This is a genomic window from Micromonospora terminaliae (assembly GCF_009671205.1).
GTDB classification, from domain to species: Bacteria; Actinomycetota; Actinomycetes; order Mycobacteriales; family Micromonosporaceae; genus Micromonospora; species Micromonospora terminaliae.
In genome coordinates this window covers 1572688-1586235 of the sequence record NZ_CP045309.1, presented here as the reverse complement: position 1 = coordinate 1586235, position 13548 = coordinate 1572688, and the positions used below count along the sequence as shown (strand labels likewise).

General features: G+C 72.6%; 12 protein-coding genes. 5 read left to right on the top strand and 7 right to left on the bottom strand.

What is annotated here, in order from left to right; genetic code table 11:
• Positions 1 to 3: 3 nt before the first annotated feature.
• The 4 genes from GCE86_RS07185 to GCE86_RS07170 form a co-directional block, all read right to left on the bottom strand.
• Complete coding sequence (locus tag GCE86_RS07185; protein ID WP_091265774.1) at positions 4 to 126, bottom strand: 50S ribosomal protein L36; 123 nt, start codon at positions 124 to 126, stop codon at positions 4 to 6.
• Positions 127 to 229: 103 nt separating this feature from the next.
• Complete coding sequence (locus GCE86_RS07180) at positions 230 to 2815, bottom strand: discoidin domain-containing protein (protein WP_154226206.1); 2586 nt, start codon at positions 2813 to 2815, stop codon at positions 230 to 232.
• A 214-nt stretch (positions 2816 to 3029) separates the two neighbouring features.
• Positions 3030 to 4361: an extracellular catalytic domain type 1 short-chain-length polyhydroxyalkanoate depolymerase gene (locus tag GCE86_RS07175; protein ID WP_154226205.1), complete on the bottom strand. Its 1332-nt coding sequence runs from the start codon at positions 4359 to 4361 to the stop codon at positions 3030 to 3032.
• A 200-nt stretch (positions 4362 to 4561) separates the two neighbouring features.
• Positions 4562 to 5152: a TetR/AcrR family transcriptional regulator gene (locus GCE86_RS07170; protein ID WP_239542995.1), complete on the bottom strand. Its 591-nt coding sequence runs from the start codon at positions 5150 to 5152 to the stop codon at positions 4562 to 4564.
• Positions 5153 to 5199: 47 nt separating this feature from the next.
• Between GCE86_RS07170 and GCE86_RS07165 the strand changes: the two genes are divergently transcribed.
• The gene (locus GCE86_RS07165) at positions 5200 to 5763 is read left to right on the top strand and encodes a GNAT family N-acetyltransferase (RefSeq protein WP_154226203.1); all 564 of its coding nucleotides are present in this window, start codon (positions 5200 to 5202) and stop codon (positions 5761 to 5763) included.
• On the opposite strand, the gene GCE86_RS07160 is transcribed toward GCE86_RS07165, so the two are convergent.
• The gene (locus GCE86_RS07160; RefSeq protein WP_154226202.1) at positions 5760 to 6743 is read right to left on the bottom strand and encodes an NAD(P)-dependent alcohol dehydrogenase; all 984 of its coding nucleotides are present in this window, start codon (positions 6741 to 6743) and stop codon (positions 5760 to 5762) included. The two genes, GCE86_RS07165 and GCE86_RS07160, sit on opposite strands and share 4 nt — an antisense overlap.
• 101 nt (positions 6744 to 6844) lie before the next feature.
• Between GCE86_RS07160 and GCE86_RS07155 the strand changes: the two genes are divergently transcribed.
• On the top strand, positions 6845 to 7561 hold the full coding sequence (locus tag GCE86_RS07155; protein WP_154226201.1) for a TetR/AcrR family transcriptional regulator: 717 nt from the start codon (positions 6845 to 6847) through the stop codon (positions 7559 to 7561).
• A gap of 18 nt (positions 7562 to 7579) precedes the next feature.
• On the opposite strand, the gene GCE86_RS07150 is transcribed toward GCE86_RS07155, so the two are convergent.
• Positions 7580 to 8488, bottom strand: coding sequence for a winged helix-turn-helix transcriptional regulator (locus GCE86_RS07150; protein ID WP_154226200.1), 909 nt, complete (start codon positions 8486 to 8488; stop codon positions 7580 to 7582).
• 83 nt (positions 8489 to 8571) lie between these two features.
• Between GCE86_RS07150 and GCE86_RS07145 the strand changes: the two genes are divergently transcribed.
• The gene (locus GCE86_RS07145) at positions 8572 to 9834 is read left to right on the top strand and encodes an MFS transporter (protein WP_154226199.1); all 1263 of its coding nucleotides are present in this window, start codon (positions 8572 to 8574) and stop codon (positions 9832 to 9834) included.
• A gap of 36 nt (positions 9835 to 9870) precedes the next feature.
• On the opposite strand, the gene GCE86_RS07140 is transcribed toward GCE86_RS07145, so the two are convergent.
• Complete coding sequence (locus GCE86_RS07140) at positions 9871 to 10944, bottom strand: DUF4037 domain-containing protein (protein WP_154226198.1); 1074 nt, start codon at positions 10942 to 10944, stop codon at positions 9871 to 9873.
• 177 nt (positions 10945 to 11121) lie between these two features.
• On the opposite strand from GCE86_RS07140, the gene GCE86_RS07135 reads away from it, so the two are divergent.
• Together GCE86_RS07135 and GCE86_RS07130 are read left to right on the top strand one after the other, a co-directional pair.
• On the top strand, positions 11122 to 11493 hold the full coding sequence (locus tag GCE86_RS07135; RefSeq protein ID WP_154226197.1) for a hypothetical protein: 372 nt from the start codon (positions 11122 to 11124) through the stop codon (positions 11491 to 11493).
• Positions 11494 to 11508: 15 nt separating this feature from the next.
• On the top strand, positions 11509 to 13524 hold the full coding sequence (locus GCE86_RS07130; RefSeq protein WP_154226196.1) for a hypothetical protein: 2016 nt from the start codon (positions 11509 to 11511) through the stop codon (positions 13522 to 13524).
• Positions 13525 to 13548 lie beyond the last annotated feature (24 nt).

The following is a 13548-nucleotide window of genomic DNA, read 5'->3' as shown; positions in this document are numbered from 1 at the left end:
CGGTCAGCCCTGCCGGGCCTTCTGCCGGGGATCCGCCTTGTTGAGCACGAACACCTTGCCCCGGCGGCGTACCACGATCGAGTTGGCCTTGCGCTTGAGCGCGCGCAGGGAGCTTCGGACCTTCATCCCGTTCCTCCGTTCCCGCTGGTTTCCCCGTTCGGCGTCGCGTACCCGCCGGGGCCCCCGTCATGCGCGGGGGCGGCGGGTCTCCCCACCGCCCCCGGCACGATCACGGGTAGCTGACCACGTTCACGGGAACGGTGTTCGTGCCCTGCGCGGTGCCACCGGTGTCGTTGATGACGTGGGTGATCGACCCGTTGCCGCCCAGCGAGACGGTGAGCAGGCTGTGGAACCGCACGCCGGTCCGGTTCGGCGCCTCGAAGCCGTGGTACGCCGCGATGGTCGGGTCGACGTTGAAGTAGCAGTAGCTGCCCATCCCCCAGCCCTCGAACGAGGTGACCGCGTCGGCCACCTTGAACGCGGCGTAGCCGACCCGCGAGCCGTTCATCCAGGCCGACGCGCTGGGCGGGTCGTACGGCAGCTCGTTCTGGAAGAAGACCGTCCGTCCGTTGTTGCCGTTCCAGATCACCTCGTACTTCTGGTAGTGCTCGACGAAGAGCCCGAGCGCGGTGACGTTGTTGCCGTTGACGATCAGGCCGGTGTCGGCGGTGTTCACGGTCCAGCCGATGCCGGTGCCGTGGTCGCCGCGCCAGGCCCAGATGTGGTCGATGAGGGCGTCGTTCTGGTTGACCACGAGGCTGGTGGTGGCCCTGCCCGCGCCGGCGCCACCGATGCGGAAGAAGACGTCCTGGATGGAGGTCGGGTTGGCGGCGTGGCTCGCGGCCGAGCCGGCCGGGCCGACCTGGAGCAGCACCGGCGAGTTGGTCGGGCCGGCGTCGAAGAGCAGCCCGGCCAGCCGGACGCCGTCGACGTCGGCGACGGTCATGGGCGTGACGCCGTTCTGCGGGATCAGCGTCGGGTAGCCGATGCCGAGCACCACGGTGCCGGGCCGGTTGACCGTGATGGTCTGGCTGACCGGGTAGATGCCCGGCGTGAAGAGCAGGTTGAGCCCCTGGGCCAGAGCCGCGTTGATGGTGGCGGCGGAGTCGCCCGGCTTGGCGACGTAGAACTGGCTCAGCGGCACCGAGGTGCCGGGCGTCGCGCCGCCCAGCCAGGACGCGCCGCTGGCGTTGGTGCGGGTGGACGGGACGAAGACCTGGTAGTTGCCGCTGCCGTCGAGGTAGAGGTACGGGATGTCGCGGCTGACCGGGGTCTGCGCCAGGGTGGTGTACGCGGGGTTGGGGAAGCTGGTTGCCGGCGCCCCGACCACGCCGGAGTTCGTCACGTTCCACACGGCGTTGAGATAGCCGCCCACGTTGCTGTCCCGGGTGTACCACTGCTGCTGCGAGTACGGCTGGACCACGCCGGTGACCCGGCTGTCCGCGATGTAGCCGCCGCTGGCCCAGCCGTAGCCGTTCGGGGCGAGGTTGAGGTCGCCCTGGATGTCCATCCGGCGGAACGGCGCGGCCTGCGAGACGGCCCACCGGGTGAACCCGGCGGAGGGGAACACCTGCATGTTGGACGCCGACCGCCAGAAGTTCTGGGTGGCGTTGCCGTTGAACCAGCCGGCGTCGACCGTGACGTCGCCGTGGATCCGGACGTCGCCGGGGTTCCGGCCGAGCCCCATGATCGAGGTGTAGAAGCCGATCTGCGCGTTGATGCCGGAGTAGTCGCCGGGCTTGAACAGGAGCGCGTACCGCTGGGTGCCGAACTGGTTGGACTCCTGGGTGCGGAAGACCGCGTCGAGCTGGCTCTGGATGCTGGCGCTCGACATCAACGGGTCGAAGGTGAGGACGTTCGGCCCGAGCGAGCCGCCGCCCGGGATGGTGCCGCCGCCGGCCGTGTTCACGGTGAGCTCCCAGAGCGAGTAGCCCCAGCCGGTGGCCCGGGCGGTGCCGTACATGCGCACGTAGCGGCCGGAGCCGCTGACGGTGAGGGTATCGGTCCCGCCGTCTCCGGTGGCGGTGGTGTAGACGGTGGTCCAGGTGGCGCCGTCGGTCGAGGTCTGGATCTGGTACGCCCGCCCGTAGGCGGCCTCCCAGCTCAGCACGACCCGGCAGAGGGTACGGACGCTGCCGAGGTCGACCTGGAGCCACTGGGGGTCGCTGGCCGCGCTGGCCCAGCGGGTGGTGGCGCTGCCGTCGACCGCCGCCGTGGCGGGGGTGCCGGCGTTCTCGGTGGAGGAGGCGGTGGCCGGCCGGCCCTGCGCCGCGTTGGTCGCGGTGTCGCAGCCGCTGCCGCCGCCCGTGGTGCCGTAGACCTGGAACTCCCACAGCGAGTAGCCGTAGGCGGTGGCCCGGGCGGTGCCGGTCATCCGCACGTAGCGGCCGGTGCCGGTGACCGTGAGGTCGTCCGTGCCGCCGTCGCCGGCCGCCGTGCTGAAGACCGTCGTCCAGGCGGCGCCGTCGGTCGAGGTCTGGATCTGGTACGCCCGCGCGTACGCGGCCTCCCAGACGAGGGTGACCCGGGAGACGGTGGCGGTGGCGCCGAGGTCGACCTGGATCCACTGGGGATCGGCGAAGGCGCTGGCCCACCGGGTGCCGGTGTTGCCGTCGGTGGCGTTGGCGGCCGGGGTGCCGGCGTTCTCCACCGAGGAGGCGGTGGTGGGCCGCCCCTGCGAGAGCAGCGGGTCGGCCGCCCGGACCGGGGACGGCGGTGCCACCAGTGCCACGGTGGCGAGCAGCACGGCCAGCACGGCGAGCAACCGGCGCAGCGGCGGGCGGGGTGGGCTGAGGTGCAGCGGGACGGGTGACATGGGCGTCTCCGTGGCGGGGGGTGGTGGGGAGCGGAACGACGAACGGGTTACCGGAATGTTGCGGGCACCGTTCCGCTGGACCCTTTCGCCGGACAGCGGCACATGTCAATTCCTCGATCGCTCGGTCACCCCTTTTTTCGCGCCTTGTGAAAAGTCCGGAACTAACGGCGGGCGGCCGCCGGGAGCGCACCTCCCGGCGGCCGCCGGCCGGTCCTCAGGCGACCGTGCAGGGGGCGCCGTTGAGGGTGAAGGAGGTGGGTCGGCCGGTGTTGCCGGTGTGGGTGGCCTGGAAGCCGATGTCCACCGAGGCGTTCGGCGCGATGGTCCCGTTGTAGGAGACGTTGCGGGCCGTCACCGCCCCGCTGGCCGGGGCGTAGGTGGCGTTCCACCCGCTGGTCACGGTCTGCCCGGCGGGCAGGGTGAAGGCCAGGCTCCAGCCGTTGACCGCCGTGGCGGCGGTGTTGGTGATGCGGACCGACGCGGTCAGCCCGGTGTTCCAGGCGTTCACCGCGTACCCGATCCGGCACCCGCCCGACGGCGGCGGCGTGCTGGGCGGCGGGGTCGTCGGTGGCGGCGTCGAGGGCGGGGTGCTGGTCGGCGGCGGGCTCGTGGGCGGCGCGACGGTGTCCAGGCCGAAGAAGCGCACGGCCTGGGCCGCGTCGACCGGCAGGTTGTGCGAGACGCCCTGCATGCTGATCGCCTCGACCGGCGCGGTGCCGCCGGCGCCGCCGTACCGGGTGCGGGTGTAGCCGGCCTGTGGGCTGTCCGTGTACGCGGGCGTCTGGCCGAGCCCGTTCACGTTCGTCCACTGCTTGATCTCTTCGGTGAAGTTCGGGTAGCGCAGGGTCTCGTCGTTGGTCCCGTGCCAGAGCTGCATGCGGGGTCGCCGCCCGCTGTAGCCCGGGTACGCGTTGCGCACCAGATCACCCCACTGCTGCGGGGTCTTCACGACCTGGCCGTTGGCGCAGTCGCTGTTCCACTCCGAGCCGTTGGTGGTGGCGAAGCAGCCGAAGGGCACGCCGGCGAACGCCGCGCCCGCGCTGAACACGTCGGGGTAGAGCCCGAGCAGCACGTTGGTCATCATGGCCCCGGAGGAGACGCCGGTGGTGAAGATCCGGTTCGCGTCGACGGGGTAGCGCTGACGCACGTAGTCGACCATCGACTTGATGCCCACCGGGTCGCTGCCGCCGTCGCGGCGCAGCGCCTGCGGTGAGGAGACGTCGAAGCACTGGCTGCTCCGGGTCACCGACGGGTAGACGACGAGGAAGCCGTACCGGTCCGCCAGCGCCGCGAACTGGGTGCCGGAGTACATGGCCGGTCCGCTGCCGGTGCAGTAGTGGTTGACGACGAGCAGCCCGGGCCGCGCGGCGACGGTGTCCGGGACGTACAGGTACATCCGCAGGTTGCTCGGGTTGGCGCCGAAGCCGGTCACCTCGGTGAGCGCGGCGGCCGCGGCGGGGCCGGGGACCGTGACGGCCGCGAGGGCGGCCAGCCCGGCGGCGAGGGCGGCGCCGAGCAGCCGGCGCCCCGTCCTTGTCAGCAGCATGGGTTCTCCTCGGGTGGTGAGGACGACGCGCGGGGCGGCTGCGCCCGCGGCGTGCTCGCCGGCGAGGCGCCTTCGACGGCGGCCCGGACCCTCGGAGACGAGATAGACGACCGCAAATCGCTGCGGTCCGGTTCGGAGTCTAGGCCCCGGTCCCGGGACCGACAACGAGTTCCGGAAACGGTCGGACCGCCGGGGCCCGGTCAGGCCGGGAACAGGCCCGTGAGGAAGCCGTCGAGCAGCGCCACCTGCCGGTGGGCCGGGAAGGCGGCCGGATCGAACAGCGCCTGGACGACCAGGCCGTGCGCGAAGGCCGCGCAGGTGGCCGCCAGGTCGTCGGCGTCGGTGTCCGGCCCGGCGGGCATCGCACGCAGCGCGACGTCCACATGCGACCGCAGCCGTGCGCGCCAGCGGTCGTAGCGGCGGCGCTGGTCGGCGGCGAACTCCTCGTCGGCCAACGCGCCGTCCCAGTAGCCGACCCAGACCCGGCTCATCACCGTCGCCTCGTCGGTCAGCGGCAGCACGTCCAGCAGCGCGGCGCGCAGCGCGGCCCGGCCCTCCCCCGCGGCGGCGTGGCGCTCGCGCGCGTCGGTGTGCCGTTCGGCCACGTCGACGGCGTGCCGCACGAGAGCCCGCTTGCTCGGGAAGTAGTGGGTCAGCAGGCCGGTGGAGACGCCCATCTCGGCGGCGACCGCCCGCAGGGTCAGCCCGCCGAAGCCGCGGGCGGCCAGCACCTGCCAGACCGCCGCCGAGACGTCGGCGCGGCGGGCCTCGTGGTCACCTCGTGCCGGCATGGGGCTACAGTACATAACAAACGTTCGGTACGCACCTTGGGAGCACCGTGTTCGCTCTTCCCCTCACCGACCGCGCCGCCCTGCACCCGCTCGCCCCGTGGCAGGCGGCGGAGTTCGCCGACTTCGTGGCGCGTACCCGCACCCACCTCGCGCCCTGGCTGCCCTGGGCGCACACGATCACCGACACCGACACGGCCCGCGCGTTCCTCCAGCGCTACGCCGACGCGCAGGCCCGCGACGCCGGCTCCATCCACGGGATCCGGCTGGACGGCAGGCTGGTGGGCGGCACCCTGTTCCGCACCTTCGACGCCGAGGCCGGCGTCTGCGAGATCGGGGTCTGGCTCGCGCCGGAGGCCGAGGGGCACGGGCTGGTGACCCGCGCCGCGCGGCGGATGATCGACTGGGCGCTGGACGAACGCGGCCTGGCCCGGGTGGAGTGGCGGACCGTGCCGCACAACGCGCGGAGCCGGGCGGTGGCGCAGCGACTGGGCATGACCCGCGAGGGCGTGCTGCGCGCCGCGTTCCCCTTCCTCGGCGAACGACTCGACATCGAGGTCTGGTCGCTGCTGGCCGACGAGTGGCGTGCCGGCGTGGCGGGGGCCGACGCCTAGACGGTGATGACGACCTTCGCCCGCGCGTGCTCACCTTCGAGGTACCGCATGGCCTCGGGCACCTCGTGGAGCGGATAGGTCCGGTCGATCACCGGGGTGAGGCGGCCGGCCTCGGCGTGGGCCCGCAGCGCCTCGAGGTGCGCCCGGCTGGGAGCCGTCGCGAGGGTGACGACGCGCTGCTTGACGAAGGGCGCCAGCAGCCGCCCCCGCGCGATGAGCCAGACCGGTCCGACGAGGCTGCCGCCGCGGTACACGCCGCCGCCGGAGAGCACCAGCGTCCCGGTCGGGGTGAGCACCCGCCGCAGCGCGGTGAGCGAGCGGTTGCCCACCAGGTCGAACACGACGTCGTGCCGCGCGGTGTCGCGGGTGAAGTCGTCGCGGGTGTAGTCGACGACGTGGTCGGCGCCGAGCGAGCGGACCAGATCCACGTTGCGGGTGCTGCACACCCCGGTCACCGTCGCGCCGAGCGCCCTGGCGAGTTGGACCGCCAGGGTGCCGACGCCGCCGGAGGCGCCGTTGATGAGCACCCGGTGGCCCGGCTCGACCCGCGCGACGTCGCGCAGCCCCGTGAGCGCCGTGATGCCGGCCAGCGGCAGGGCCGCCGCCTGCTGCGTGGTCAGGTTCGCGGGCCTGGCCGCGACCCGGTTCTCGGGCACGCGGACGTATTCGGCGAACGCGCCGTTGGCCTCGCCGAGGTCGCCGAAGACGGCGTCGCCCGGGCGTACCTGGTGAACGTCGGCGCCTACGGCCTCGACGCGGCCCGCGAAGTCGCGGCCACGGACGCGGGCGCGAGGACGGGACCGGCCCATCGACAGGCGCGCCAGCCGTGGATCGCCGCGCATGGCGTGCCAGTCGTACGCGTTGAGCGCGGCGGCCTCCACCCGCACGAGCACCTCGCCGGGGGCCGGCACCGGCGTGTCCACCTCCGCCAGGGTGAGTGTCTCCGGAGGCCCGTACCGGTCCTGAACGATCGCCTTCATTGCCCCTCCCTAGGTGTACGCCGTACACCCACGGTAAGTGTACGGCGTACACCCGTCAAGGGCGTTATGGTTTCAACCGCCGCCGGAAGACGAGGAGCGAGATGCCTGAGCAGGCTGAGACGCTGCGCCGGACGCCACTGAGCAGGGACCGGGTCCTGCGCGCCGCCGTCGCGCTCGCCGACGAGGCCGGGATCGAGTCCCTCAGCATGCGCAACCTCGCCCAGGACCTGGGCGTCGTCCCCATGGCCCTCTACAAGCACGTGGCCAACAAGGACGAACTGCTCGCCGGCATGATCGACGTGGTCGTCGGCGAGATCGACCCGCCGGTGTCCGGCGACTGGAAGCACGCCGTCCGCCGGCGCATCCTCTCGGCCCGGGAGATGCTGCTGCGCCACCCCTGGGCGCCGCTCGCCATCGAATCCCGCAACACGGCCACGCCGGCCATCCTGGGCTACCTCGACTCGATGATCGGGACGTTCCGGGCCGGCGGGTTCTCCGTGGACCTCGCGCACCACGTGATGCACGCGATGGGCAGCCGGATCCTGGGCTTCAGCCAGGAGTTGTTCGACGCCTCCCGGCGCGCCGGCCGGTCCGGCACGCCCGACCCGGAACCGCCGGCGGCGGACCTCCCACCGGAGGTCGCGGCCGCGTTCCCGCACGTCGCGGAGATCGCCCTGGCGGCCTCCCACGACGACGAGTCGGTCGTCGGGCCCGGCTGTGACGACCAGTTCGAGTTCGAGTTCGCGCTGGACCTGCTGCTGGACGGCATCGAACGGCTGCACCGGCAGGGCTGGACGTCGTCCCGCCGGGCCCGGTGAAACGGCCGCCGGCCAGGATCAGGACCGGCGGGACCCCGCGGCCGCGTCGGCGGCGGTGCGGCGGCGCGCCTCGGCGAGCATCTCGTCGACCGAGCCGGCCGGATCGGTGACCGGGAACTGCACCGCCCGCACCACCGCCTCCGGGTCCAGCAGCAGCGTGAGCCGCTTGAACCGGGCCACGCCACCGGCCCGGAAGGTGGGCAGCAGCAGGCCGGCGGCGAGCCGGCCGTCCTCGTCGGACAGCAGCGGGTACGGCAGCCGCGCGTGCGCCGCGAAGGCGGCGAGCTGGTCCGGGCGCTGGGTGCTGACGCCCCGCACCGCCACCCCGGCGGCCTGGAACAGCGGGTGCCGATCGGCGTACGTGCGGGACTCCAGCGTGCACCCCGCCGCGCCGGGGATCTCGCCCCAGCCGGGCGGCAGGGCCGGCGTGCCCGGCGCGAAGGCCCCCGGGAAGAGGTAGAGCACGGTCCACCGCCCGGGCACCCCCGGCGGCTCCGCGCCGCCGTCGTGCCGGAGCAGGCTCATCTGGGGTACGCGGCGCCCGACCAGCCGGTGCGCCCGGCGCGCCTCGGCCGAGTCCGCGTCGGCGGTCGCGGTCAGCGCGCCGTCGCCCATCACGTGCCGGGTGCCCCAGTCCTGGAGGGCCACCAGCACCGGCAGCAGGGCCTCCCCCTTGGGCGTGAGCAGGTAGTCGTGGCGCGGCGGGTGCGCCGAGTAGGGCTCGCGGCGCAGCACGCCGTGCGCGACCAGCCCGCCCAGCCGCTCGGTGAGCGCCCGCCGGCTGACGCCCAGCTCGCGCTGGAGCCCGTCGAACCGGGTGACGCCGCCGGCGATCTCGCGCACGATCAGCACGGTCCACCAGTCGCCCAGGACGCCGAGCGCCTGCGCGATGCCGCAGTCGGCGTCGCCGAGGTCCGCCCGTCTCACATCCCACCTCCCGCTCGGTCCGAGGCCTCGACTATAGTCCGTTTCAGATTGGGACTCACTGGCTCGGATCGGGGGTTGGCGGCATGTCCGTCGGGCAGGGGGCCGGGGTGTTCTGGCGCTGGTGGACCGCCGGCACCACCAGCTCGGTGGGGTCGGCGGTCGGTGCGGTCGCGTTGCCGCTCACCGCGCTGACCGTGCTGGACGCGTCCGCGTTCGAGATGGGCCTGGTGGCCGCCGCCAGCTACGTGGCCTGGCTGGTGATCGGGCTGCCCGCCGGCGTGATCGTCCAGCGGCTGCCGCTGCGCGGCGCCCAGGTCGGCGCCGACCTGGCCCGGGCCGCCGCGGTGGCCTCGGTGCCGCTGGCCTGGTGGTGGGGGCGGCTCACGGTCGCGCAACTGGTCGTCGTGGCGCTGGTGGTCAGCTTCGCCAACGTGCTGTTCGACGTCGCCAACGCCACCTTCCTGCCGGCCATCGTGGGCCGCGACCAGCTGCACGCCCGCAACAGCCTCACCTCGGCCACCCACGCGGCGACCCAGCTCAGCGGCCCCTCCCTGGGCGGCGTGGCGGTGCAGGCCCTCGGCGCGGTGCCGGCCGTGCTGGTCGACGCGGCCAGCTACCTGGTCTCCGCCGCGCTGCTGGGATCGCTGCCCGCGCGCCGGGTCGACGCCCCGGACCGGTGGCCCCCGGTCCGCGCCATGATCGGCGAAGGCTGGCGGTACGTCACCCGCCACCCGGTGATGGGACCGACCATGTGGACGGCCACGGCGGTCAACTTCGTCTGCGGGGCGCAGCTCGCCGTCTACCCGCTCTACCTGGTCCGGGAGCTGCACGCACCGGCCGCGCTGGTCGGTGTCCTGCTCGCCGTCGAGGGGGTCGGCTCGCTGGTCGGCGCGACCCTGACCCCGTGGATCACCGCACGCTGGGGTACCGCCCGGTCGCTGCTGGTCGCCTGCGTGGTGGCGGTCGGCGGCGCGTTCCTGGTGCCGGTGGGCGCCGGCTGGCCCGCGTACCTGGCGTTCGCGGCCGGCAACGTGGCCTTCGCGGGCGGCGTGGTGGTGCTCAGCGTGACCACCCGCACCTACCGGCAGATCGCCAGCCCACCCGAGCTGCTGTCCCGGGTGATGGCCACCGTGCGCTTCGTCTCCTGGGGCGCCATCCCGGTGGGCGGGCTGCTCGCCGGGGCGCTCGCCGGACTCGCCGGCGCCCGGGTCACCCTGTTCTGCTTCGCCGCGGCCACCGTGCTGGCTCCGCTGGCGCTGCTCCTGTCCCCGGTACGCCGCCTGCGCGACCTGACCGACCTGGAAATCGACGAGCCGGCCGCCCCGGAGACCGTCGCCGCCCGCTGATCCGGGGCGGTTCCTCGCCGGCCGGGCCGTCGGCGCTCAGTCGGCGAGGACGGCTGCGGCGACCCGCCGGGCCCGGTCCGGGTGGGTGAGCACGTCGACGTTGTCGAGGTACTGGTCCACCCCGCCCACCGGTGGACGGTCGCGTAGGGCCGGGTCGGTGATCGCAGCCCGCAGCGCGGCGGTGAACCGCTCGGCGTGCAGGACCAGAAAAGGCCGGTCGTGGAACGGTCGCGCGGCCGGGTCGACCGGTGCGGCCAGGCCGGTGTCGTTGGTCCAGCCCGCGACCGTCTCCAACGCCCGGACCAGCCCGGCCTGCCGCCGGGGCCACCCGTCCGGCCCGAGGGCCGTGGCCAGGGCGTCCACCAGCGGCGCCGACTCCGGCAGCGCGGCGAAGACCGTGCCGAGCCATTTCGCGTACGGGGGCCAGCGGCGGTGCAGCAGCAGGCCCAGGCGCATCAGGTCGCGGGCCAGGCCGGCGGTCACCACCCGGCTGCCCAGCTCGTCGCCGACCTCGGCGCAGCGGCCGGCCAGGTGCTCGGCCTGGCCGACCCGCTGCCACCCGGCCGCCAGCACGTGCCGCCAGACGTCGTCCGGATACCAGGCCAGCCGGGCCCGGACGGCCGTGAGCGCGCCGTCGAGCCCGTCGTGGAACACCGCCCCGCCGGTCAGCTCGGCGAGCCGCTGAGTGGGCGCGGCCAGCCAGTCCGCCACCGTCATCCCGGCCTGCGGGTCCCCGCCGAGCCGGTCGCGCAACCACGCCCCCAGCTCGTCGACGCTCACCCCGTGCCGCTCCCCGTCGGCCCGGGCCACGCCGAGCCGGACGGTCGGGCCGCCGGTGAACCGGGTCGGCCAGCCGAGGAACTCGGCCGGCAGCTCGGCGTCGAGGACCGCCCGCACGGGCGCCACGTCGGCCGCCGTGGCCACGAAGAGCTGGGTGCGGGGCCCCCAGTCGTGGTCGGTCGACCGGGGCGTGTCCAGGCCGAGCAGCTCCGAGCCGCCGTCGAGCAGCCCGGCCGCGTAGCGCAGGCCGGGCAGCCGGCGGCCCAGCAGCGGGGCGACCACCTCGTCATGGAACCGGCGCGCCAGGGTCAGCCCGGGTACGAACGTCACCCCGCCAGTCTGCATCGTGCGTTGAATCAAGAGGGCGGGCACGCAGAACTACCCGCCTGGCCGATCCCTCGACCTCCGAGGGGCTTCGAGCCTTAGTCGAAGGGGCTATGCATACGTAACGCGAAGGTGCGATAGCTTTCCGTTGCACATCTCGGGATGTCCACGAAGGAGTGCCAGGTGGAGCCATTCACTATCGGTCTCGCGGTGGCTGCCCTACTCGGCGCCAAGGCAACCGAGGAGTTCGGAACGCAGGCCGGTTCGGCGGCGTGGCAAGCTGTCCAGCGGCTGGGTACGCTCGTTCGCTCGCGGGTGTCTCCGCAGACGGCGCGGGCTCTGGACCGGATCGGCGACGACCGGGACGCAATGGATCGCGTCGCCACCGAGGTCGCATCGGCCGCCGCGGCGGACGCGGAGTTCCGTAGCGCGGCGCAGGCGCTGCTCGCAGACGTCGAACTGGACCAGCGGCTGGCCGGGGTCATCGCTGTCGCCCGGGACAACGCGAAACAGGTGAATATCGCGGGCGGCAGCATAGGATCGATTACGCTGTAGAAGGCACGAAGCGCCGTGACACCGACCGAAGGCCGGCACATCGATGCCCATGCCGCTGACCAAGCGCAGCAGATCAACATCGTCGGCGAGGTCGGCGCTGTTAACGTCCGTTCACCGGATCCTACCTTCGATCGACTGCGGACGAAGATAGGCAGCGCGATCGCCGTCCAGTCCAATGCCTTGACGAACCGAGGGCTCCTCACGGTGCCATGGCTGCAGGAACCACGACGGGATGGGGCCCGGCAGCCGGACCTCGCAGACGAGACGGCGCTCGTCCGTTTCGTCGCGAGCGGCAACGGCCTGCTCATCCTCGGCCGGTCCCAGTCTGGAAAGACCACCCTGTCCACACGACTGGCGGTACTGCTTGCCGCGGAGAGCAGGAAGCTGCCGGTCATCTTCCCGCTGGCCGGCTGGTGCGCCGAGCGCACTCCGCTAATGGACTGGATGATCGATGTCATCCGCCAGGACTACGGCGTCCGGGATGGTCCCCGGCTGGAGGCGGCGCGGGACGCGATCGAGGGAGCCGTAGTCATCCCGATCTTCGACGGGTTCGATGAAATCGAGGAAAGCAGTCGGGCGGCGGCAGCCCGGGAAATTGATGTGTTCTGGCGCGGCAGGGCGGTCGTCCTCACCAGCATCCCTGTTGACGGCGGCGTGACACCGCGCGCCGCCCTGCGCCACGCCGAAGTCGTCACGTTGGCACCAGTCGAACCCGACGAAGTGGGCCGATATCTGCTGGACGACGTGCAGTCGTCGGAGCGCGCACAATGGGAGGACGTCGTGCGGCGGGTCACCTCGGACGCGGATTCCCCCGTGAGCGTCGCACTCTCATCACCGCTCATGAGCTGGCTCGCCAAGAGCATCTACGATCCGTCCGAGGCAGAGCGCAACCGCGCGCCGCACCCAAGCCCGATCGAGTTGTTGCGCGCCGATCTAGGCACCAGCGAGGCAATCGAGGAGCATCTGCTCGGTGGCCTGGTCCGCTCAGTGTTTCCGAGAACTGCCATTAGCCGGCGCAGCTCGGGATCACCTGCGAGCGCGTTCGCCGTATCAGACGCTGAGCGCTGGCTGCATCACCTCAGTCGACGCGCGGGGAGCCGCGGCGTCATCGCCTTCTGGGAGATCCGGCGCTACGCCCCGCTGAACCGGCTGGGGCTGCTCCCCGCGACGGCTACCGGCGCACTGATCGGCGCTGCAGGTCACGTCATCCCGGAGGTGGTAGGACCGGCGTTCTTCCTCCTGTGGGCCGGACTCTTCTTTGGTTTCGGTTTCGCGCGTGGCTACGCTACCGGACGGACGATGGACAGCGACGATGTGATCCGACCAGGCTTCGAGCTCGACGCCGACCAGCGCGAACGCCTGGCACGCGGAGCCCGGCCGGCGGTTCTGCCGAAGATTCAGAAGGACGGTGACCTGCGGCATCACGCCACCCGGCTGCTTGCGGCACTCCCGTTCGTCGTTTTGTCGTACGGCGGATGCCTGTTGGCAGTTTCCACCACCGCCACCCAGCCGGCCTGGCGGTTCAGCCTGGGCCCGGTCGACTTCTGGGTCGGAATGATTCTGGCTACCGTGGTCGCACCCCTGGTCGGCTTTCTCGGCGCACTAGTCGCCGCCCGCTTGCTTCGCGCCAATTCCCGGTTGGACTCTGGCACCGGCGCGCGAGCGACAGACCCGCTGGAGGCCATCCATGGCGACCGGCGCTCGGGGATAGGGATGCTTGTTCTTGCGACCGGCACGCTCGGTGCAGGCTATCTGATGTACTACGCCGTCCTGTTGCCGGGAGAAGCCGCGTGGGGGCTGCTGGCCGCTCCGGCCGGTGGGTTAGTCGCGATGTTGTACTGGAACGTCTGGGTGCGCTACAAGACGGCACACCTCTGGCTAGCCTGCTGGGACCGGCTGCCGTGGCGGCTTGTCACGTTCCTTCGCGCCTGTCATCAAGGTGGCATTCTCCGGAAGCAGGGAAACTACTTCGAGTTCCGACACCAACGGCTGCGCAAACGGCTGGCTGCGGTCGAGCCACAGGCCTGGTGATCCACGGGTCGATGGTATGGAATC